Genomic DNA, 19,415 nt, shown 5'->3' with positions numbered 1-19,415 from the left:
CATAATGCGGTCGCCTACATCTTTGCAGAGTCTAGGGAGCTAGCTTGTCTACGCCTGTCGAACCCTTGCGTTTGCTGCTACTGGCCGAAGAGCCAGCGTGGGCAGCGTTGTTGCGCGAGTGTCTGGCTCCGATGGGGAGCTCGGCCGTGCTTATCAGCGCGCCGAGCTGGGAGTCGGTCAGCAGTCTGTTCGATGACAACCGCAGTGCGGTGTTGTTGACGATCCCGGCTCTCCAGCCGGCGCCGGGCCGTTGCTGTCTGCCGACGGTGTTGCTGCTCGAGCATGAGCCCCTGACCCCGCCCGACGGCGTCAGCGACTGGCTGGTACGCGATCATCTCGACCCGGGCATGCTGCGCCGTTGCCTGCGCCATGTGCGTGAGCGCGGCGTACTGGAAAACACCCTGCAACGCCTGGCCGAGCAAGATCCGCTGACCGGCATCGCCAACCGCCAGGGTTTCCAGACCTTGCTGACGGCACGGCTGGCGGAAAACGATGGTCGTGGCCTGGCCCTCGGTCATCTTGACCTCGACAACTTCCGTTACGCCAACGATGCCCTCGGCCACCAGGCCGGTGACCGCCTGATCCTGCAGGTGGTCGCGCGGCTCAAAGGCCAGCTTGAAGCTGGCGATCAACTGGCGCGACTGGGCAGCGATGAGTTCGCCTTGCTGATCGACACCCGCCGCGCCCCTCAGCGCGCCGAATGGATGGCCGAGCGCATCACCGAAGCGTTGGCCGAGCCTTATTGGGTCGACGGCGAAAGCCTGCTGATCGGCTCCAGCCTGGGCATTGCCCATGCACGGGCACAGGCGGGAGCCGACCCGTTGATGTGGCACGCGCATATCGCCATGCAACAGGCCAAGAGCACCCAAGGCTGTACTTTTCATATTTTCAACGAGCGCATCAACCGCAATGCCCGCAGCATCGCCGACCTCGAAACCGAGCTACGCCGGGCCTTGCGCCGCGATGAGCTGGAACTGCATTACCAGCCGCGAATGAACCTTGAAGACGGGCAAATCGTCGGCCTCGAAGCCTTGGTGCGCTGGCGTCATGCCGAGCGCGGCTTGCTGCCACCGAGCGAGTTCGTGCCGCTGGCCGAGCAGAGCGGTTTGATCGTGCCGCTGGGTTACTGGGTCATTTCCCGGGCATTACGCGATATGCAGGCGTTGCTTGAGCTCGGTTTGCCGCCGTTGCACATGGCGATCAACCTGTCGTTCCGGCAGTTTCAGGACAGCCAGTTGCTCTCGACCTTGAGCCGGTTGATCAGCGAGCGCGGTGTCGAGGCGCAATGGCTGGAGTTCGAGCTGACCGAAACCGCGGTCATGCGCCGCAGTGACCTGGTCAAGCAGACCATGGACGCCCTTGGGCGCCTGGGCGTGCGCTTCTCCCTCGATGACTTTGGTACCGGGTTTTCATCGTTCGTGCACCTCAACAGCCTGCCGATCACGTTGCTGAAGATCGACAAGAGCTTTGTCGGCGGCATGGAGCAGCGCGAAGAAAACCGCCAGCTGGTGCACGCAATGATCAACCTGGCGCACAACCTCAATCTGGAAGTCGTCGCCGAGGGCGTGGAAACGCCGGAGCAACTGGATCTGTTGCGCGGGTTCGATTGCGATCAGGTGCAGGGGTATCTGATCAGCAAGCCGTTGCCATTAACGGATCTGGTGGAATACCTGACGTTTGACAGCAGCCAGCAGGCGCCGCTGGAAATCGTGGTTTAAACGCAAAACCTAAACCTGTAGGAGCGAGGCTTGCCCGCGAAGGCCGTTACACGGTGTATCAGTAACACCGAGTGATGCCATTCGCGGGCAAGCCTCGCTCCTACAGGGATGTCATTCGGCCTGGATGGCGTCGAAACGATCTGGCACCGGCTCCCGCCGAATCATCCGCTTCATCTTCCATTCAAACGCCCATGTCAGGCTCACCGCCGCGCAGGCCAAGCCCAGCGCCAACCCCCACCAGACGCCCGTCGGCCCCCAGTGCAGGTGGAACGCCATCCACCAGGCTGCCGGGGCGCCAATCAGCCAATAACAGCCCAGACCCACCAGAAACGTGGTCTTGGCATCCTTGAGCCCGCGAATGCAGCCCATGGCGATGGTTTGCGTGCCGTCGAACAGCTCGAACCACGCCGCCACTGCCAGCAGGCTCACGGCCAGGTTGATGACGTCGCGAAACGCCGGGTCGTTGTGATCGAGAAACAGTCCGACCAATTGATTCGGCAACAGCCAGAAGACCATCGCAAAACACAGCATCGCCGCCGCGCCGAAAGCGAGACCAACCCTTCCGGCCAGCCGCGCGTCCAGTAATTGCCCGGCACCGTAATGCTGGCCGATGCGCATGGTGATCGCGTAGGAAATCCCCGCGGGCACCATGAATGCCACCGAGACGATTTGCAGGGCAATCTGGTGCGCCCCCAGTTGCGTGCTGCCCATGGTGCCCATGCACAACGCGGCGAAGGCAAACAGCCCGACCTCTACGGCGTAGGTGCCGCCAATCGGCAGACCCAGGCGCCACAGTTCTTTCAGGTACTTGCGGTTGAGCCGCGACAAGCCCTGGCGCAGCGGGTAGGCATCGTAAGCCGGGTGCCGGCGTATGTGCCACGCCAGCGCCAGGGCCATCAGGTTGGCGACAATCGCGGTGACCAGGCCAATGCCCATCAACCCCAATTTCGGCAAGCCAAACATCCCGGTGATCAACGCGTAATTCAGCAGGAAGTTGGCGACTGTACCGCCCAGGCTGATGACCATTACCGGCGTTGCCCGACCGATGGCGCTGGTGAAGCCACGCAGGGCCATGAAGCTCAGGTAGCCGGGCAGGGCGAACGGCAGGAAGATCAGAAACTGACCGGCCGACTGGACGTTGCTGTCGGTCTGGCCGAAAAGCAGCAAAACCGGTTTGAGGTTCCACAACAGCAAACCGGCGACCAGCGCCATCAGCCATGCCAGCCACAGCCCGGCCTGGGTCAATCGGGTTGCGCCGATGATATCGCCAGCACCCTGACGAATTGCCACCAGCGTGCCGACCGCCGCGATTACGCCGATGCAGAAAATCGACACGAACGAATAGGTCGCCGCGCCAAGTCCACCACCGGCCAGTGCCTCGGGACTCAGTCGCGCCATCATCAAGGTGTCGGTGAGAACCATCAGCATGTGCGCCAACTGCGAGGCAATCAACGGCCCCGAAAGCCGCAGGATGGCCCAGAGTTCAGTACGTGCTGGATGCTGCATGGTCATCACGCTCGTTTATCAAAGAGAACAGGAAAGCGTCGATTCTCGGCGCTCTGCGGCGTTTGCACAAAGGGATAAAAAGGATGGGTAGCATGATTCAAACTCATGCTGGACAGTTTCTGCTAGGGTAGCCAAAACCGCTGTAGGAGCTTTCCTGATGTCGCGTCGTCTTCCTCCTTTATATGCCCTGCGCGCATTCGAAGCGGCGGCGCGGCACACGTCGTTTACCCGGGCCGCGGAAGAGCTGTCGATTACCCAAAGTGCAGTCAGCCGACATATTCGTACGCTCGAAGAGCATTTTGCCTGTCGCCTGTTTCACCGCAATGGCCGCAACCTGCAGCTGACCGAATCGGCCCGCTTGCTGCTACCGGGCATTCGCGAAGGCTTCACTGCACTGGAACGGGCTTGCAACACCTTGCGCGCCGAAGATGACATCCTGCGCATGAAAGCCCCGTCGACCTTGACCATGCGCTGGTTGCTGGCGCGGCTCAGTCGTTTTCGGCACCTTCAACCGGGCAATGAAGTACAGCTGACCAGCGCCTGGATGGACATCGACTCGGTGGACTTCAATCAGGAACCGTTCGATTGCGCCGTGATCCTCAGCAACGGGAATTTCCCGCCGGACTGGGAGGCTACTTTGTTATTTCCAGAGGAACTGATTCCGGTGGGCGCGCCTGATCTTCTGAACGATCAGCCTTGGGACGTCGCACGCCTGGCCAGCACCGAACTGCTACACCCAACGCCCGACCGTCGCGACTGGCGCAGTTGGCTGGAGCGCATGGGCCTGACCGATCAGGTTTCACTCAAGGGTGGCCAGGTGTTCGACACGCTGGAGCTGGGGATGATCGCCGCTGCCCGAGGCTATGGCGTGTCCATGGGCGATTTGTTGATGGTGGCTGAGGATGTTGCGCAGGGACGTCTGAGTTTGCCGTGGCCGACGGCGGTCGCCAGCGGTGAGAATTATTACCTGGTCTGGCCGAAAACCCGCCCAGGAGGTGAGCGTTTGCGCCGCCTCAGCGTTTTTCTCTTGGGTGAGGTTCGGGCCATGGAGTTACCGGCGGTCGAGCACCTGCGCTGAATCATCGGCTCACCTCAATTTTGGATCAGTCCCCAAGCTAATCGCACTTGGCATTGCTGGATACTTCCTTGCTCGCCTGTTTCAACAGGCTACCCAACTCAGCCGCATTGGTGCTGTTGTAAACCCGACCTCCGGTGTTTTCAGCGATACAGCGTGACGGGCCGCCGGCACCGATTTTCACCACGTTGACCCGAAGGCGCGGTTGTTCCCTGGCGATTCGTCGGGATACCGCGCAAACGTCCTGCCCGCAACCGTCTTCTCCGTCGACAAACATCACGATAACTGCATCGTTATTGCGCCCGTCGACGGTACTCGCCGCGTGGGCCAGGCTGTCGGCCAGCGGTGTGCCGTCGTCGGGAACCAGACCTCGAATCCCGTTGATCAGCCGCGGGCGGTCGCCGAACTTGAACACACCCCGGTCCGGTGTTCTTTCGCAGCCGGCGAAGGTGATCAGGCGTGTGTCGATCTTCGGGTCCAGCCCTTTGATCATGCCGGCCAGTGAGTCCTTGGCGACGTCCATGCGGCTGGGTTTGGCGGTGAGCCGCATGGTGCGGTTCGGGTCCAGGAGCTTGTTGAGGTCACTACCGAAGAACCAGTCCTCGTCGGCTTTCACTGACTTGATGTTCAAGTTCATCGAACCCGAGGTGTCGAGCACCACCACGAATTGCGGGATCTCCGCGGCCGGCGCATTTTTACGGCATGCGAAGTTGTCCAGCGTTGGGGCCGGTGGCGGGGCAGCCACAACCGGTTTGGGTGGCGGAACCGGTTTGGGCTCGGGTACCGGTTTTGGTGGCGGGACCGGCTTGGGTTCCGGTGCCGGTTTTGGTGGCGGGACCGGCTTGGGCTCCGGTACCGGTTCTGGTGCGGGCTCAGGTACCGGAGCAGGTTTCGGTTCCGGCTCCACGACAGGCTCGGGGACAGGCTCAACCGGTTTCTCAACCGGCGCCACCACCGGCGGCACCGGCGCTACAGGCGGAACCACGACAACCGGCTCACGGTGCAGGAACCACCAGAGCCAGAGCGCCAGAAGCAGCAATAGCAGCGCGAGCAAGGCCGCCGCGAGCCACCAGCCACGACGCGATGGCGGCACGACCGGTACGACCGGCACCACCGGCGGCACGATCGGTTTGGGCGGACGCTGGTTCCAGCGCACCACCAAAGGCTCACCGTTGAGGCTGTAGAGTTTGTCCAGCTCAGGCGTGCCGAGCAGGCTGCGCAGGTCATCCGCTTCCGTCGGTTGACCGCGCTTTTGCAGTTCATCCGCCAGCTGTCCGAGGGACGTCTGACGCACCTCATAGGTTTCCAGCAAACGTCGTTGCGCGTCCTCGTTGAGATCGGCATAAGGCGTGGGTTGGCCACCCAGTTCCGTCCACCATTCCAGCACGTCGCCGCTGCCCATCCGCGGGATGGCAAACAGACTGGCAACGGTCGGCGGAAAATACTTCTGGATGAGGGCGACTTTGGCTTGCAGCGCACTCATCCCCTCCGATGTGGCTTGCGCATCCCTGATGACCCGCTGCATGACGACGATTCCTGAAAAAGTGCAGGCATCCGTCGGGATGCCCTGCGGGGTGAAAAGTTACTCTTCGTAGCCGAGGCTGAATTGCAGCTGATTGACCTTCTTTTGCAACGTCTTCAGCTCTTGCTGCTTGGCCGCCAGCGACGCTGGCGTTGATTTGGTCGCTGGCGCCGCTTGCGAAGCCTTGAGCTGCTTCTCGAGGTCCGCAATCTGCTTCTGCACATGGGCTTCATTGCCACGCCGAGCCTTGAGCGAGGTCAGCAGTTGCGCCAGCGACTGATTCAGCGCCGCCTGGGATTTCTGCTGGCTGGCCAGATCGGTCTTGGTGCTGAGTTGCTGGGCCTGAATGTTCTCGTACACCTGACGGAACATTGCGTTTTGCTGTCGGGACTCGCTCAGGGCCAGTTCCTTCTGCTTGACCTGATCGCTGTAACCACCGGAGTAGTCGCAGTTCATCTTGGTCAGCATGCTGCTGTCGCGATTGGTCGCATCGCATTCGCCCGGCGTGGTCGTGCAACCGCTCAGGGCCAGGACGGCAGTGATGACCATCAGTTGTCGTAGCGTCATGTGTTAGCCCAGTGTGATTGCGGAGCGTTGGCTGTACAGAGCGTCGACTTCCTTCTGCAGGCTGACGACTTTCTGGTTCATTCTCTGAATGTTCATGTCCACCTGCCTGATCTCGGCGCTGGTGCCTTGTGAGCGCTCGGCGTCTGCCACTTTGCGGTACTCGGTGACTTTGGTACGCATGTTGGCCAAGTCTTTACGCAGGCGCGCGATGTCCGAATCGATCCCGGCGATTTGCGCCTGGGCCCTGCTCTTGTCGACTTTCTTGTTGGCGATGTCCTTTTTGATCTGGGCAATTTGCGCACGATCATCATTGATCACTTGCTGAGCGGTCGCAGTCCGGGCGATCACGTTCTGCGTGTCTTGTTCGACGTCGCTGTTCATCTTCGCCAAACGGGTGGTGGTGTCGGCGTATTCGGCGCGACGTTGATCCAGGTAATAGTTCGCGCCCATGGCCACGCCACACGCGGTAATACCGGCGGCGATGACGCACACGGTTTTGTTGCTGCTGTTGGACAGCGCGCAAGCGAGGATGCCGACACCAGCGCCGACGGCGCAGGCCTGGTATCCGGACTTGCTGAAGAACTCTGCGTCATTGCCCTGGGTCAGGCGCGGGTCGGCACCGTCGCCTTCGCCGAGCATGGAGCTGCCGGTGTTGGCGCAACCGGTCATTAGCAGGCTGCCGGCGACTACGAAAGCGATCTGTAGCTTGAAGCGAGTCCAAAGGCTGCGCGACATGGTGAAACTCCTACGTAACGGTGTTGACGCGTTGTTATTGAGTGACGGTTTTGCAGCTTGTCAGCCAGGCTACAGTGTCGATTTTCTGCTTTTGCAGGAACGCCTTCTGATTGGCCCAGTGGGTGCGCAAGTAAGGTTTCAGGTCTTGCAGCTGTTTATTGCGGGTGATGATTTCTTCCATCACCGGGACTTGCGTTTCAAGCAATGGCTGGCCGTACAAGGTAGCCGATTCCACCAGGCTGCTGGCGTAGTAACGGCTGAGTTTGTGCAGGCGATCCTTTTGCTCCTCGAGCTTGCCTTTACGCATGTCGCAACTGGCGTCTTTATCCGTGCCTTCGCAATTGAGCTTGTAGTTCTTTTGCAGGAAGTCCACGTACTGGCCGTCGTCGAGCATCTTGGTGCACAGGAACGCACCCAGGTTGAGGCTGGCGCGAATCGCCTGGTCGCGGGTTTCTTCCTGCTGCTGGTTGCTGGCGCGCAGCTGGTTCTCCAGGGCCTGGAGCTTTTCCTTGAGCGCTTTGTCTTCGACGCCCGAGGCGAGGCTGTTCAGCGATTGCACGGTGCCTTTGTCGGCGGATTCGGTTTCCTTGCTGCCGGTGCCGAGTTTCTTCCAGCTGCTTTCGATGCTGGCGACCCGTTCGCGAGAGGTGAGGGTCGGGGAAACCAGCACCAGTCGCAGGCCGGTGGTCTTGTTTTTCACCTGGCCTTCGGCATTGTAATACGGTTCTTCCTTACGTAATGCAGTATGCAGGTCGGCCTGCGCGGTCAGGAAGTTTGCGCCACGGACGACGTAGCCACCGGCCTGACCGTGCTGGCGGTCGAGTTTGTTCAGGCGAAACGGCTCGAACATCATTTCGTCGACGTTACCGAGCATGTCATGCAGGCCCAGCGGGTTGGGCTTTTGCAGACCGGTCAATTGCACTTTGCCGTTGGACGATTGCGCCCCGGCGAACCACTCGTAGGCGTTGATGCCTTCCGGCATCGGGTAGTGCGTGTCGCGGAATTCAGCAGCACCGACTTCCAGCCCGCCGCGCGCGGCGAACTCCCATTCGACTTCGGTCGGCAGGCGCAGGAAACCCTGGGCGCCGTCTTCCTTGGGCAGCTTGCCGGCGGCGTTTTTGCGAAGCCACAGGTTGTACTTGTCGGCGGCCTCGATGGCTTGCACCCAGCTCACCGCCGTTTGCGGCAAGCGCATTTTGGTGGCGGCGGTGGGGCAGGTTGCTTCGGTCAGCGCGGCGTATTGCAACTGACTCATCTCGTACTTGGCCATCAGGTAGTAGCGGGATTTGTCGTTCTTGGCCCCGGTAAAACTGCCGGCGATAAAGGTCGGACGGGTCTGTTCGACGTAGCCGTATTCCGCACCGTCCTGACCGATGTTGATCGGGTAGTCGTCGAGCGGACCGGCGACCGGGATGAACACCTTGCGAAACACCATCGAGCCTTCGCAGGGCATCGGCAGTACCACGTCGGCGGCGTCTGGCATCGGGTTGTAATACTTCTCTTCCCAGCCCGCCGCCGAGGCGTCGAGCATGTAGCCGAGGCTCAGGGGCAACAGCAAGCCAAAACGTTTATAGCTCACGCAGACTCTCCGCAGGTTGGATGTTGATGGCGCGCAGGGCACCGATCATGGCTACCAATGCAGCGACCAAAAAGGTCAGGAGCAGGGCGGCCAGGCCATGCCAAACAGTGATGTGGCAAACGAAGGTGCCGGTGGCCTGGCTGCTGCCGAGCAGATAGTCGAACAAATGACTGCCCGCTGCATAAAATCCCAGCCCGCCCACGTAGCCGGCCAGGCTTAGCAAGAGTGCTTGCAGGACCACGAAACCGCCGACGGCCCTGCGCTTGAAACCCAGCAGACGCAGGACCGCGAGGCTTTTGCGTTTGCGGTCAATGTTGGCCAGGAATGCGCCGACCATCGACGCCACGCAGCCGATCAGCGCCGCCACGGCGATCACACTGAAGATCAGCCCCAGCACATGGTTGATGGCTTTGACGTTGTCGATGTCGGCCAGCCGGCTCGAGGTTTCGATGTGTTGTTCGTTGAGCCAGTGCTCCAGTGGCGCGACCTGATCGATGTCGCGCGCATACACGCGGGCGCGGGCATACAGCGGTTGCAGATTGTCCTGAGGCTTGCCGGTGGCGATACCGAACGCACTGACCTGATAACCGTCGCGAAAGCGCTCCAGATCCAGCAGCAACGGCGGGGCGACAAACGCGGCCGCGCGACCGAAGCGGGCACCGTCGAGCACGGCCAGCACCGTCAGCGTCATCTCGCCGCGTTCATTGACACCTTCCAGGCGGCGCAAGGCGCGCATCTGCACGCTGTCGCCGGCCTTGGCCTGCAAGCGTTGCGCTGCACTGGCGCTAAGGATCACTTGATTGCCGACGGGGTTGAGTGACGCCAGGTTCAGTTGTGGGTCGCCCGGCTCGGTGGCGATGATTTCCGCACCTTCGACAAACCGTTGCATGCCGATCAGCAGGTCAGCCTGGGTATTGAGCGAACGGGTCTGGCCGAGCGCAAAGCCGGTCTCGGGGCGCAGGCGCAAACGCTCGATCCAGGCCGTGTCGTAGTTGCCGTTGCTGAGCATCTTTACTTCAAGGTTGCGCGGGTCGCGCAGCAGTTCGTCCTGCAACTGGCTGACCACTCCGTGTTTGAGCCCGAACAACAGCAACAACGGCGCGATCACCGCCACCAGGGAGGCGGCGATGCACAGCGAGACCTTGCGGTCGTGCCAGAGGTCTTGCAGCGCCAGTGAGCCCAGCAGGCGCAAGCGATCAATCCATCGGTTCAAACAGAGTCTCTCCCTGATGGCTGACAGCACCGAGTCGAGGCAAGCCGAAATCCTTCAGCAAGGCCCAGTCATGGGACACAACGAGCGCACTCAGGCCCATGCTCGACACAAGGCTCAGCAGCAACTCGAACAAACGCCGGGCACTGTGAGGGTCGAGCGCGGCGGTCGGCTCGTCGGCCAACAGCAGCAGCGGTTCATGGGCAATTGCCCGAACGCAGGCCACGCGCTGGCGTTCGCCAATCGACAAGGCCTGAGGTTGTTTATCCAGCAACCCTTGCAGGCGCAACACGTCAACGGCGTGGTCGATGTGATCGCTCTTCACCGGCATCCCGAGCAAACGGCGCGGCAGGCTGATGTTGTCACGCACGCTCAGAAACGGCAGCAAGCCACCACTTTGCAAAATGAATCCCAAGTGCCGTGAACGCACCGCTGCGAGCGCCGGCTGGTCGTCAGTGGCCAGCAGTTGGGCAATATCCTGAGCGTGCGTCGGGCCCAGCCGAAAGCGCTCGAGTTCCACCGGCGCGAGCAACAGGCCGATGGCTTCGAGCAACGTGCTTTTGCCGCTGCCGCTCTCACCGGTGATGGCGAGGATTTCTCCGACGCCGACCTGCAAGTGCGGCAGTCGCACGTGATGGGCTTGTGCGCCTTCACCACGGCGCACCAGCAGGTTCTTGATATCGAGCATCGGCGTCTCGTTAAGGCATCATTTCCAGTGGCACGGGGTAGACGTTGTCCCGAGCATCACTGTCTTTGGCTAAAGCTACCCAACGGTCGACATCGGCGTTGTAACGCTGGTAATGCCGCAGTTTGGTGTTCAGCGTGCGGATGAATTTTTCTTGCGCCAGACCATCCCAGCTCTTCCAGGTCTCTTCATCCAGGTTCAGCACTTCACTCTGATAGGGCAGGTCTTCGAGGTATTCACCAAGGACGCCCATGTCCGCCAGTTTGGCGTTGCTGTTCTGTTTGAGCTGATTGGGATCGGCGCCCATGGTCGCCGCCACCGAGCGCAGGCGATCGAACATTTCCGTCGGCGAAATCAGGCCTTCGTTGGCGGCATCGAGAATCTGCTTCATCACGTCGCTCAAGTCGCTGAGCTGTGACTTGGTCAGCAGCACCCGCACGTCGGTGGTCGGGATGTTCTGCTTGATCAGGTCACGGTCGGTGATCCACGCCTTGAACACTGGCGGGGCCTTGCTGTTGGTCTTCTCGCCGAGATAGGCGAGTTGCATGGCGTGGCCGATCAGTGCCGCGTCTTCGAGCATTTTCTTCTCGGCCGGATCCTGCTTGGCGTTCGCCGCGCTGCCGATGGCGTCTTCGCCCATGTAGGCGGCTTTCACTTGTGTGGTGATCGCCCCGGCCAGGGCGTCAACCTTGCGCCCGAATTCCTGCACATCGCCAGCATTCACTGGGTAGTACAGCGAGGTGTTGGTGCCCGGGTAAGTCGACAGGTTCTTGTATTGCGCTTCAGCCTTGGCGTGGTCCTTGGCTCCGGCCGGGGTTTTCAGATGCAGGGTGTAAATCGCCACGCCCGGGTTGGCGGCTTCGATTCGCACCTGTGCAGCGCTCAAACCGGTCTTCGACAGCTTGTCGTCGCCTTCGATGGCGCCCGCGTCGGTGATCAGCACCACGTAGCGCGCGCCGAACTGGCTCCAGTCGACCTTGTCGATGCTCTCCATGACGCCTGCAAACGAGTCTTCATCGAAGCTGCTGCTCGACACGGTGGCCTGTTTGAGGTCGGCGATTTTGGCGAAAAAGTCGGCGCTGTCTTTCACCTTGGTAGGGTCGGCGTACATCTTGGTGGTGTATTCCAGCCCTGGCACCGCCTGGGTGTTGGAGCGGAAAGCCACCAGGCCGAACTTGACCTGTTTGCCGAGATTCTGCGCTTCGATCTTCTGGTAAACCTTGCGGATCGCCTCGCGGGTGCGGTCGATGTAAGGGTCCATCGAGATCGTCGAGTCGATGACAAACACCACGGCCGCACTGAATTCCTTCAGCTGGTTGGCCTTTTTGTCTTCAGCTTCCTTGCCACCGGCAGCGCTGCTTGCAGCACCGCCCTTGGCGTTCTTGTCATCCGGCTTGCTGACGGAGGCGACGTTGAGCAGGCGCGTGCGGAAACCGCTTTCGGTCATGACTTCTTCGCCACTGAGCACCGGCAGCAGGTAGAACTGCTTTTGCAGGTCGACGAAGTATTCAGGTTCTTCAGCCAGTACGCCCGGTGCTTGCTGGCCCTTTTTCAGCGTGGCTCGCAGCGGCGCAACTTTGCTAACCGGGTCCGGTGCATCAAGAATGCCTTCGACGGTGGCGCGGTCCTTGAAGAACAGCAGCCGGTCGCGGTTGGCCGGGTTGGTGAAGGCCAGCGTCAGTTGCATCTTCCAATCGGTGGTGCAGCTGGCAGGCAGCCAGCCAATGGTTTTGCCGTAGCTGTCGGGGCCGACTTTTAGCCACTCAGCGTTGTTCGCCTGGGCGCGCTCGTACACATAAAAGCGGCTGAAGACTGGTTGTGCGTCGCCTGCCGCACCGCCCGCCGTCGAGCTGACTTTGCAGCCCGGCGTGGTCAGCACGCGTTGGAACAGGGTCTTTTTACCGGCCTGGATCAGCGGTTTGTCATCGGCCTGGGACAGCGGGCTGATGCACAGCGCGAGCAAGGCGGCACCGCTCAGCAGGAATCGACTCATGGGCGAACGCATCACTTCTGCAACTCCTCGAAACGCTGCTTGGCTTCGGCGTTGTTCGGATCCTGGGTGAGGATGGTTTCATACCAGTAGGCGGCGGTGGCGTTGTCTGCGGCCGGGAAGCACTCGCTAGCCTTCAGGTATTTAGGGTCGTATTCGCGGGCATAGGCATTGGCGATCAGCGCGTCACCGGCCTGGGCACGGTTGGCGTACAGTCGCTGGGCGACGCCGCAGTGCTTGCTGGCCTTGGCCTGGTTGATGATCTCCAGCAATTTGGCACTGTCGGGTGCGGCCTTGATGCAGGTCTGGACGAAGGTCAATTCGGGCAGGCTGTTCATGCTGTCGAGGGTGCAGGCTTGAGCGTCGGCGCCGACGGGTGCGGCGGCGGTGGCTGCAACCGCAGGGGCCGGGGTGCGTTTGTAGAACCAGAGTCCGGCGCCCGCTGCCAGCAACAACACCACAATCAACAGACCGATCAGGCCTTTGTTGCTTTTCTTCACCGGTGCGGGAGGCGGCGAATAGGCAGGCTCGGTGAGCACCGACTCCAACTCCACTTCTGGCTCGACGGTGGACAGGGTCAATTCAGGTAGATCCGGGATCTCCGGGATCTCCGGTACCGGTGCGCTCGGCGCCGTCAGTTCGGCACTGCCGTAAGTCGAACGGGTCTGGCCACCGGCCGTGGACGGCAGCACGCCAACGCCTGGGCGAACCACGCCTTTATCGGCGTGGCCTTGGCTCTGTTCGCGCAGTTCGATCTGGAACTGCGAGTTGGTGCCGCCTTCCAATAGCGGGTCGACCACGTCCGGGCCGACCTGAGCTTCCAGGCCTTCGCCGCTGGCCGTGACGTTGAAACACGAGACCTTGAACCAGAATGGATTGTTGCTCCAGGCCTTGTGGTCCTGGAGGTAAAAACCGTCCTGGTTACGCTGAATGGAAAACTCCAGCTGTTCCTCACCACCCTGCCATTTCTTCACAGTGAGGCGGGCCTGGCCAGGCACATTGGGCTCTAACGCGAGCAGGTCGACACGAATGGGCATTGCTTATCTCGCTGCGAAGGCTGTGAGCACTTGGCCCAGCCGTTCGTTCTGTTCAGGGGTGATTTCACGTCCGGCACCATGGCCGGCATTGTCCTGCGTGATGTAGGCCAGGCCCGAGAGCCAGTCGCCCAGGTACCGTTGCGCCTGATTCGCCGGTTGCGCCGGCAGTACGGGCACTTGTCCCGGGCCAATGTCGGTGTAGAACGAAAACAAAGGCTCCTTGGCACCGGCGCGGCTGTTCGGACGCTCGTTCACCGGTTTTTGGAGGTAGCCGAACCAGGACACGAAATCGCGCAGCACGCGCTGCACTTCCAGTACTTGGCGCTCGACCAGTTGATCGCGCCGCGCGCCACTTTGTGCGCGCTTGAGGACGGCGCGGCTCAGTTGCCCCGGCAAGTCCTGGCGATAGCCAGCGGTGATCAGTTCATCGACCACCGCTTCCAGCAAGGCCTTTTCCAGCCCCAGCAAATTAAGCAGGCTTTGCCGCGTGGTCAGTTCACGCAGGTGCGCGATCCAGGCCTTGAACGCCGCTTTGGCAAATCGGTGCTCGTTGCTTTGCAACTCGGGCGCCGGGGTGCCGGTTTTGCTGCTGACCGGCGCGTCGTGGCTCAGGTCGTCAGCGAAATCGAAATCGAAACCGGCGTCGTTGCCGTACAGGCTCTGGCTCGGTGTCGGGGCAGCCGGTTCGTCGTTCACGGCGGGCTCGTCATCAGTTTCGTACACACCGCTGAGATACAGGTCGCGCACCTCTTCGCTCGGTATGTTGAGTTGATCGATCAACTCACCGAGCACTGCCGGACGACGGCCCAGTCCCGTCAAAATCATTTGTGACTTGGCTTTCTTGGCGGCGGCGGCACCGTCGCCGTCGGCGTGGTACCAGGGGCTCAGGCCGTGAGTGGTCAGGCCTTCGAGGCATTCGCTCAATTGCTCGCGGATACGCTGCAATTTGAATTCGATATTGGCCACGCCTTTGAAACTGCCGCTGAAGTGGCTGATGCCACCGTCATCGTTGCGCAGCATTTCTGCCCAGGCGTTGGCCGGGTTCTTGATGTGTTTGCACACCAGGGCGTTGCTGGCGAAGCTAGTGCCCAGCGCGCTGACACGCTCCTGATAGATGGCATTGAGACCAGTTTCTGCACCGGTCGGATCTTGCCCGATGAACGCCGCGTCCATACGCGGTTTGCGCACCAAATAGGTGTTCTGGAACGGTGTGCCGGCCCAGTCGCTCATCCAGCTCAGGCTGCCGAAACGTTCCAGCATGGTCAGCTTGACCATGCCGTTCCAGCTCTCGTCGTACTGATCCGGTGTCAGGCTCAGGGAGTTGGTAATGCGCAGGTCGAGCATGGTCAGCGCCCAGATCAGACCGGTATCGCGCTTGCTGCGAGCGGCCGAGTCGGCGCCCTGGGTTTTTTCGATCCATCGGGTCAGCACCGGGCCCACGTCGTTGACGTCGCTCTGCTTGGTCGAACTGGTGCAGACCACCAGTGCGTTCATTTCCTGGTTGTCGGTGTAGCGTTCAAACAAGTAGGCGACCTTGCCGCGCAGGATCAGCTGGGAAACGGAGTTGTCCTTGGCGGTGGATTGCGGGTCGTTGGAATCGGCGATCTCGTGCAGTTTCTGGCGTCCGCGATAACCGGGAAAGTCCAGCAGGTCGACCTGATTGACGATGTCATCCACCGGCGCTTCGATCAGGCGGAAGGTCATTTCAGCGGTCAGTGCTGCCAATTGCGCGACAGGAATCGCCTGACTGTTTTGCAGGCGATCGCCTGCCAGCGGTCGAACATCGATCGGCAAGTCCAGCGGGCTGCCGAAGCGTTCGAGGATGTCGACGTTCATGATGCTGTCGCGCTGGCTATAGGTGTCGTTTTCGAAACTCACCAAGGCCTTCAACGGTGCGAACACGGTCTCGGGCAGCCCCAGCTTGTGCAGCGCGCCGGCCAGTTGCTGGTACACGCGCGTCAACTCGCGTTGTTCACCCCAGAGGATCGAAAACAGCTCCGCCCGTTCCTGGAAATTCAGGCGTGGCGCCAATTCCAACGCTTTGGGCCAGTACAGGTGCTCAAGCTTCTTCACCGAGTTGCGGAAGTTATCGCGCAGGTAATCCCACAGCGACACCAGATCGTCGGCGTTGACGCCCGTTTGCAGCGGCCCGGTTTCGCGGCCTTCGAACGGTTTGAGCACGCGCTGGATGCGTTCTTCATCGATCTCGTAGGAAATCCGCTCAAGGTCGAAATCCTTGAACCAGGCGTTGGCAAGAATCTTCGCCAGCTCGATTTCCTTGAACAGCGTGAGTTCTACCGGGAAGTCATTGTCCTGACTTTCCGTCGCCCGACGGCTGAAACGCGTCACCAGACCGGTGGCTTCCTTACCGCCACCCACTGGGTTGATGTGCTTGATGAAGTCCAGGCGCTGGTCGCCGAATTCGGTTTCCAGCTTGCCGTTCTGACCGGCGGCGAGGGCCGAAATCAGGTAGGACTTGCCGGCCTGGGACAATCCGAAAAAGCCAATGGTCATCGGCGTGCAGGCCACGCGACCCAGGCTTTGAGCCAGATTGCGGGCGCGGTGCAGGCGGATGTTCAAGTTGTCGGCTTCGCTGTCCAGGCGCGGTGCATTGCCGCGTGTCTGGTCTATCCAGTCCAGCGCCTGACCGGCGCCTTCATAAACAGCGGCCCAACTGGCAGAGAGCTGAGTTTGATCGGGGGTCAGGTCATTCATTTGCGTTTCACACTTCCACTGTCGAGCCAGTACTTGGTCTCGCTCAGGCCGGCGTCGAGCATGGTGTTGAGTTCCAGCTCGAGGTCGCTGCGCGGGTTGAAGTTGACGTTGTTACTGTTGGATTCGATGTCGCGAACCGAGAGGCGGTCGCTGACCAGATCCTGCTTGCGTGTGTATTTGTCCGCCGGTTTGACCTCGAACCGCACCTTGAGCAGCGGCGCGCTGCCGTTTTCACCGATTGCGCGGGAAAACTTCTCCCGACCCGCCTTGGTGAACCGCAAGGTATACAACGGCGAAGCGGCCCAGCGTTCAGTGGCCAACTGACGGAAACCGAGGCGCAGATCGCCGCGCATTTCCAGCTGTGGCGTGTCGGCGGCGTCGCCTGTGCCGATTTCCGGCAGCTTGATTTTGTAGTCTTCGGACTGGATGTCGCGGTACAGCACGTCGGCATCCTTGATCACGTTGTTCAGGTCGATGACACCGATGTGCTTGACCGTCGAATACGGCTTGAGTGCCGAAGCACGGAAGTAGAAGTTCGGTACGCTGTGGTTGGCGCACAACAGGCAGAGCATGGCGCCGACCGAGGCGGTGCTTTTCGGGTCGTCGATCCGGCCGTTCTTGTGAAACGGATACCAGCCGCCGGTGCGGTAATTTTGCAGCGCCAGAATGCGCCCCGGTGGCAGCGGCAGCACCTTGCGAATGAACGCCTGGATGCCGGGCAGGCGCGAAGGGCGGCCGGTCAGCAGCAAGACATCACACGGGTAATGCGCGACCACTTCACACAGCGCACCGAGGATCTTGGTGATGTTGATCTGGTCGTTGAGGAACGCGGCGTGGAGCTTTTGCAGGCCGAAGCTGATCGGCGCGGCATACAGGTCGAAACCGCTCTGAGCGCCGACATCGCGGCGCACGGCGGCATTGACGTAGTCGAGTACGGTCTGGCTGATTGCGTTGTCACCGAGCAAATGGCGGTAGCTTTGCGGGATGACTTCTTCCGGGACCTGCGGATCGTAATGTTCGTACGCCTTGAGCAGCGCCAGGCCCAGCGGGGCGAACACCTGAAGGTTCAATTGCTGACGCAGGATCATGTCCTGGGCACTGACCGATTCATCGCCACACAGCCGTGACATCAGCGAATCCGGAGCTTTCACGCCGGCGTTCTGCAAGGCTTTTTCGAAACTCGGCAGGATGAAGTCCTGAATCACATCCAGCAGGATGTCGTCGCCGGCCACTTTGAAGCCATCGCGAAAGCGCTGCTCGGGCACGATGTGCACGTTGCTGCCGCTGCCGGTATTGCCCGCGCGGTCGAGGCGATAGTCAGTGATCACCAGGTCGGTGGTGCCACCGCCGATGTCGATGGTTGCCAGAGTGATGCGTTCACGGTCGGTTTTGTCTGGCCGGGCGATGGTGTCAAAAAACTCTTCCGGATGACCGGCGAAGTTCTCGTTGACCTCGGTGTACAGGTACACCAACTGGCCGCAGGAGGCTTCATCCCATTCCACACGGATGCTCGGGATCGGCGTGCGCGGGCTGACGGCCTGATCCTGATGTGGATCTTCTTCGCCGGCATGCCAGCCGAGGCTTTTCCACACCAGGCCGATGGCTTGCAGCATGCGTTCGTTGAGGATGCTGCGCTCGGCCTGCGGCATGCCCGGCGGCACGGTTAGGGTGATGCTGTTGAGCTGGCGCGGTACGCGGGTGTGCCCCTGACGCGAGCGCTGGGCCGGGCTGTTGATTTGCGACAGCGCCTGGGCCAGCACTTCGGCGAGCATGAAGGTCATTAGCGAGCTGCGTGAATAACGCGGCATGAACACGGGCAGACGATCGTCTTCTTCGAGGCTGTATAGCGCCTCGCCGGTTTCGTTGATCAGGTGCGAGAACGGCGCGGCGGTGGCGTACGGCTCGTTATCGGTCTTTATGTACGAGCAATTGAAACGCCAGCCGTGGCCATAGGCGTTTTCGTCCCACAGATAGCGTTTCGGGCTGGACAGGCCAGTGGAGCCTTCGGTGCCGCGACGACGACTGGCCAGACGACTGGCCTCATTGCCGACGCGGGCAATCGTCGCCCATTGGAACGCGTCGTGGCGCCCGCTCTTGACCGAACAGTGGTCCTTGCCGAAGTACGCTTGAGCGAATTCCACGCGGCTTTCGAATGGCAGATTGTAGGTGTGTTCGGGGGTGATCAGGTCGCGCAGTTCCAGCACGTAGTTCTGCTTCAGCCCGGAGCCGGCCTGACCGTGGTTTTCGATCAGGATGCCGCAGGTGCGCGAGTTGCCGACGTCCAGCACCAGGTCCACGGGAATCGGTTTGACCAGGCCATTGCTGTCGTTGGCGACCACTTTCAGCTCGGGGATTTCAACTTTTGCCCGGGCCTTCGACTGCTGGGCGGCTGACGGTTTGCTCAACAGGCTGAGCAAGTTGAGGTAGTGCGCCAGGTGATGGTTGGCGCGGATATCGATATCCAGTTCTGCGCGCGAACGGTGGGCATTGCCTTCGTTGAACACTTCCAGCAACCACTCGTTGACCCACGGCTGCGCCAGAAACCAGCGGGTTTCGCTAGCCTTGGTCGCCAGTTTGAAAGACACGCCGGAGCTGATGTCTTCTTCGTTCGGCGCCAGATATGCAGTGCCGTCACGCTTGGGCATCACACGGCTGTCGAACGCCATCGTCAGGCGGTGGGTATTACCGTCGATGTCGGGAGTCGCCAGTTTCACCAGGCGCATGCGCGACCAGTTGGTTGGACCTTCGTCGAAGCGATGCGGCGGCATGAAGCGGAAAAACGGGGTCGGCAGCCAGATACCGTCGAGCAAATCGAGGCTGCTTTTCATGTCGACGCTGAACGCAGGTTTGGCTTTTTCGACCTTTTCCGGTTCGGGCTCGTAGAAAAAGAAGTCTTTCTCTTCGTTGTACGCCAAGCGGCATATCAGCCCGCTGATCATCGGTGCGAACTCGCCCGCCGGTTCCTTGCGGGGATCCAGGCGCAGGGCGAAATCCATGAACTGGATGCCGGTGTCGCTGACCAGCGTGACGGTGTCTTCGAATTGAGTGACTTCAGGCAACATGTCGGGTTATTCCG

At 60.9% G+C, this 19,415-nt stretch carries 13 protein-coding genes; 2 read left to right on the top strand and 11 right to left on the bottom strand.

The annotated features are described in order from the left end of the window. Positions 1-44: 44 nt before the first annotated feature. On the top strand, positions 45-1,718 hold the full coding sequence (locus ACA054_RS31295) for a putative bifunctional diguanylate cyclase/phosphodiesterase (protein ID WP_497687562.1): 1,674 nt from the start codon (positions 45-47) through the stop codon (positions 1,716-1,718). Between the two features lie 111 nt (positions 1,719-1,829). Here the strand turns inward: ACA054_RS31295 and ACA054_RS31290 are convergent, their stop codons facing one another. After that, positions 1,830-3,224 carry a NorM family multidrug efflux MATE transporter gene (locus tag ACA054_RS31290; RefSeq protein WP_497687561.1) on the bottom strand — a complete coding sequence of 465 codons (1,395 nt, stop codon included), beginning with the start codon at positions 3,222-3,224 and terminating at the stop codon, positions 1,830-1,832. A 157-nt stretch (positions 3,225-3,381) separates the two neighbouring features. Between ACA054_RS31290 and ACA054_RS31285 the strand changes: the two genes are divergently transcribed. Next, entirely contained in the window at positions 3,382-4,302 is a 921-nt protein-coding gene (locus tag ACA054_RS31285; protein WP_497687560.1) for a LysR substrate-binding domain-containing protein, read from the top strand. Positions 4,303-4,339: 37 nt separating this feature from the next. On the opposite strand, the gene ACA054_RS31280 is transcribed toward ACA054_RS31285, so the two are convergent. From ACA054_RS31280 to ACA054_RS31235, 10 genes are read right to left on the bottom strand one after another with little or no spacing between them, the layout of a single operon-like run. Further along, entirely contained in the window at positions 4,340-5,824 is a 1,485-nt protein-coding gene (locus ACA054_RS31280; protein ID WP_497687559.1) for a vWA domain-containing protein, read from the bottom strand. A 57-nt stretch (positions 5,825-5,881) separates the two neighbouring features. Beyond that, the gene (locus ACA054_RS31275; protein ID WP_497687558.1) at positions 5,882-6,388 is read right to left on the bottom strand and encodes a hypothetical protein; all 507 of its coding nucleotides are present in this window, start codon (positions 6,386-6,388) and stop codon (positions 5,882-5,884) included. A 3-nt stretch (positions 6,389-6,391) separates the two neighbouring features. After that, positions 6,392-7,123, bottom strand: a complete 732-nt coding sequence (locus tag ACA054_RS31270) for a hypothetical protein (RefSeq protein WP_497687557.1) — start codon at positions 7,121-7,123, stop codon at positions 6,392-6,394. Between the two features lie 34 nt (positions 7,124-7,157). Next, entirely contained in the window at positions 7,158-8,702 is a 1,545-nt protein-coding gene (locus ACA054_RS31265) for an SUMF1/EgtB/PvdO family nonheme iron enzyme (protein WP_497687556.1), read from the bottom strand. Then, a complete protein-coding gene (locus tag ACA054_RS31260; RefSeq protein ID WP_497687555.1) occupies positions 8,692-9,915 on the bottom strand; it encodes an ABC transporter permease in 1,224 nt (407 codons plus the stop codon). The genes ACA054_RS31265 and ACA054_RS31260 overlap by 11 nt, the downstream gene beginning before the upstream one ends. Next, a complete protein-coding gene (locus tag ACA054_RS31255; protein ID WP_497687554.1) occupies positions 9,899-10,600 on the bottom strand; it encodes an ABC transporter ATP-binding protein in 702 nt (233 codons plus the stop codon). Before ACA054_RS31255 ends, ACA054_RS31260 begins: the two co-directional genes overlap by 17 nt. Positions 10,601-10,610: 10 nt before the next feature. Continuing rightward, positions 10,611-12,590 (bottom strand): vWA domain-containing protein, encoded by a 1,980-nt coding sequence (locus tag ACA054_RS31250; protein ID WP_497687553.1) that lies wholly within the window; start codon positions 12,588-12,590, stop codon positions 10,611-10,613. An 11-nt stretch (positions 12,591-12,601) separates the two neighbouring features. Continuing rightward, the gene (locus ACA054_RS31245) at positions 12,602-13,624 is read right to left on the bottom strand and encodes a hypothetical protein (RefSeq protein WP_497687552.1); all 1,023 of its coding nucleotides are present in this window, start codon (positions 13,622-13,624) and stop codon (positions 12,602-12,604) included. 3 nt (positions 13,625-13,627) lie between these two features. Next, entirely contained in the window at positions 13,628-16,339 is a 2,712-nt protein-coding gene (locus ACA054_RS31240) for a putative virulence factor (RefSeq protein ID WP_497687551.1), read from the bottom strand. After that, positions 16,336-19,401: a virulence factor SrfB gene (locus ACA054_RS31235; RefSeq protein WP_497687550.1), complete on the bottom strand. Its 3,066-nt coding sequence runs from the start codon at positions 19,399-19,401 to the stop codon at positions 16,336-16,338. The genes ACA054_RS31240 and ACA054_RS31235 overlap by 4 nt, the downstream gene beginning before the upstream one ends. Positions 19,402-19,415 lie beyond the last annotated feature (14 nt).

The sequence above is a fragment of the Pseudomonas sp. LBUM1653 genome (genome assembly GCF_059716115.1).
The sequence above is the reverse complement of the archived record's forward strand: the minus strand, read 5'-3'. Positions and strand labels throughout refer to the sequence as shown.

Excerpts from the sequence above, each read along its gene's own strand:
- ACA054_RS31255 (WP_497687554.1), bottom strand. The coding sequence starts at position 10,600 with ATGCTCGATATCAAGAACCTGCTGGTGCGCCGTGGTGAAGGCGCACAA.
- ACA054_RS31290 (WP_497687561.1), bottom strand. The coding sequence starts at position 3,224 with ATGCAGCATCCAGCACGTACTGAACTCTGGGCCATCCTGCGGCTTTCG.
- ACA054_RS31280 (WP_497687559.1), bottom strand. The coding sequence starts at position 5,824 with ATGCAGCGGGTCATCAGGGATGCGCAAGCCACATCGGAGGGGATGAGT.
- ACA054_RS31235 (WP_497687550.1), bottom strand. The coding sequence starts at position 19,401 with ATGTTGCCTGAAGTCACTCAATTCGAAGACACCGTCACGCTGGTCAGC.
- ACA054_RS31275 (WP_497687558.1), bottom strand. The coding sequence starts at position 6,388 with ATGACGCTACGACAACTGATGGTCATCACTGCCGTCCTGGCCCTGAGC.
- ACA054_RS31270 (WP_497687557.1), bottom strand. The coding sequence starts at position 7,123 with ATGTCGCGCAGCCTTTGGACTCGCTTCAAGCTACAGATCGCTTTCGTA.
- ACA054_RS31250 (WP_497687553.1), bottom strand. The coding sequence starts at position 12,590 with ATGAGTCGATTCCTGCTGAGCGGTGCCGCCTTGCTCGCGCTGTGCATC.
- ACA054_RS31240 (WP_497687551.1), bottom strand. The coding sequence starts at position 16,339 with ATGAATGACCTGACCCCCGATCAAACTCAGCTCTCTGCCAGTTGGGCC.
- ACA054_RS31245 (WP_497687552.1), bottom strand. The coding sequence starts at position 13,624 with ATGCCCATTCGTGTCGACCTGCTCGCGTTAGAGCCCAATGTGCCTGGC.
- ACA054_RS31285 (WP_497687560.1), top strand. The coding sequence starts at position 3,382 with ATGTCGCGTCGTCTTCCTCCTTTATATGCCCTGCGCGCATTCGAAGCG.